The sequence below is a fragment of the Trinickia sp. genome, assembly GCF_051961175.1.
Classification (GTDB): domain Bacteria; phylum Pseudomonadota; class Gammaproteobacteria; order Burkholderiales; family Burkholderiaceae; genus Trinickia.
Map to the genome: position 1 here is coordinate 1 of NZ_JBQCDN010000034.1, position 2,077 is coordinate 2,077.

1 protein-coding gene is annotated in these 2,077 nt (G+C 60.3%); it reads left to right on the top strand.

Translation table 11 applies throughout. The features are described from left to right. Positions 1 to 383: 383 nt before the first annotated feature. A partial coding sequence (gene mnmG, locus ACTHL0_RS02170; protein ID WP_440564943.1) for a tRNA uridine-5-carboxymethylaminomethyl(34) synthesis enzyme MnmG occupies positions 384 to 2,077 on the top strand: 1,694 nt, incomplete at its 3' end.

Consider the following 2,077-nt stretch of genomic DNA (forward strand, 5'->3'; position numbering starts at 1 on the left):
TTGTCTGCCCAGTCTGATGTTCCACGTGAAACATCGTCTCGCTTTCCACGCCCGCTGGAAGTCCCCCGGGGCGACAGGCGATTTTGAGTGCATCGGTACGTGCATGCCGGAACCTAGGCCCGTTCCCGTAATCGAAACAATGCTTTTTGGGGCTGGCTACAAGAAGGGCCGATCGCTGCGTCATGCTCCTTGTGAATAGGTCGACTATTCCCTTCGTCGCATTCCTTGCGCTCGGCCTTCTGGTAGCCAGCGCAAGCCTGGAATTCGCGTGAACAGGCACCACCTAACCGTTTAGCGAATCCGCCTCTTCCGCGAACCCCGCTATAATTTCGCGCATACATTTTTCCGACAGGCTCATGCGCTTCGCGTCGCATGGGATCGCCATGCTTTATCCCACAGAATTTGACGTTATCGTCGTCGGCGGTGGTCACGCCGGCACAGAAGCCGCTTTGGCCTCGGCCCGTATGGGCGCCAAGACGCTGCTGCTGACCCACAACATCGAAACCCTTGGCCAGATGAGCTGCAATCCGTCGATCGGCGGTATCGGCAAGGGCCATCTCGTGAAGGAGGTCGATGCGCTCGGCGGGGCAATGGCTGCGGCCACCGATGAAGGCGGGATCCAGTTCCGGATCCTCAATTCGTCGAAGGGTCCGGCTGTTCGCGCGACGCGGGCGCAGGCCGATCGCATCCTTTATAAGGCCGCGATCCGTCGCCGCCTCGAGAATCAACCGAACCTCAGCTTGTTTCAGCAGGCGGTAGAAGATTTGATCGTCGAAGGCGATCGTGTGGTCGGTGCGGTGACGCAGGTCGGCGTGCGCTTTCGTGCGCGCGCTGTAGTCCTGACGGCGGGCACGTTTCTCGATGGGAAGATCCACGTCGGGCTCAACCACTACACGGGTGGGCGAGCAGGGGATCCTGCCGCGGTTTCTTTGTCGGCCCGGCTCAAGGCGTTGCAGCTTCCGCAGGGACGGCTGAAGACGGGCACGCCGCCGCGGATCGATGGCCGGACGATCGATTTCTCGAAGCTCGAGGAGCAGCCGGGCGATTTCGATCCGATTCCAGTGTTCTCGTTCCTCGGGCGCGCGGAGCAGCACCCCCGACAGATGCCTTGCTGGGTGACCCATACGAACGAGCAGACGCACGACATCATTCGTGGCGGCCTCGATCGTTCGCCAATGTACACCGGCGTGATCGAAGGGGTGGGGCCGCGGTATTGCCCATCGATCGAGGACAAGATCCACCGTTTCGCCTCGAAGACATCGCACCAGATCTTCCTGGAACCCGAAGGGCTGACCACGAACGAGTTCTATCCGAATGGGATTTCGACCAGTCTTCCGTTCGATGTCCAGCTCGATCTCGTTCACTCGATGCAGGGGCTCGAAAACGCGCACATTCTGCGGCCCGGTTATGCGATCGAGTACGACTACTTCGATCCAAGAGGGCTGAAGGCGTCGCTTGAGACGAAAGCGATCCGCGGGCTGTTCTTCGCCGGGCAAATCAACGGCACGACGGGTTATGAAGAGGCCGCGGCGCAAGGGCTGCTCGCTGGCATCAATGCCGGGCGATATGTCCAGGAAAAGGACGCATGGTGCCCGCGGCGGGACCAGGCGTATCTCGGGGTGCTCGTGGATGATCTTGTCACGCGTGGTGTGTCGGAGCCGTATCGTATGTTCACAAGCCGTGCCGAGTATCGGCTGAGCTTGCGTGAGGACAACGCCGATATGCGCTTGACCGAAGTGGGGCGCGAGCTCGGGGTGGTCGATGACACACGCTGGGATGCGTTCTGCCGGAAGCGAGATGCTGTTTCACGTGAAACAGAACGGCTTCGTTCGACATGGGTGAATCCGAAGACACTTTCTGCCGAAGAAGCCACTGCACTGCTTGGCAAGCCGATCGACCACGAATATAACTTGGCCGACCTGCTGCGCCGTCCCGGTGTAACGTACGACGGAATCTGCGGGTTGCGTGAAGGTACCTGCGGCCCCGAGGCGCCGCTCGCCGACGATCCAGTTCTGCTCGATCAAATCAAGGAGCAGATCGAAATCGGCATCAAATACCAGGGCTACATCGAACGCCA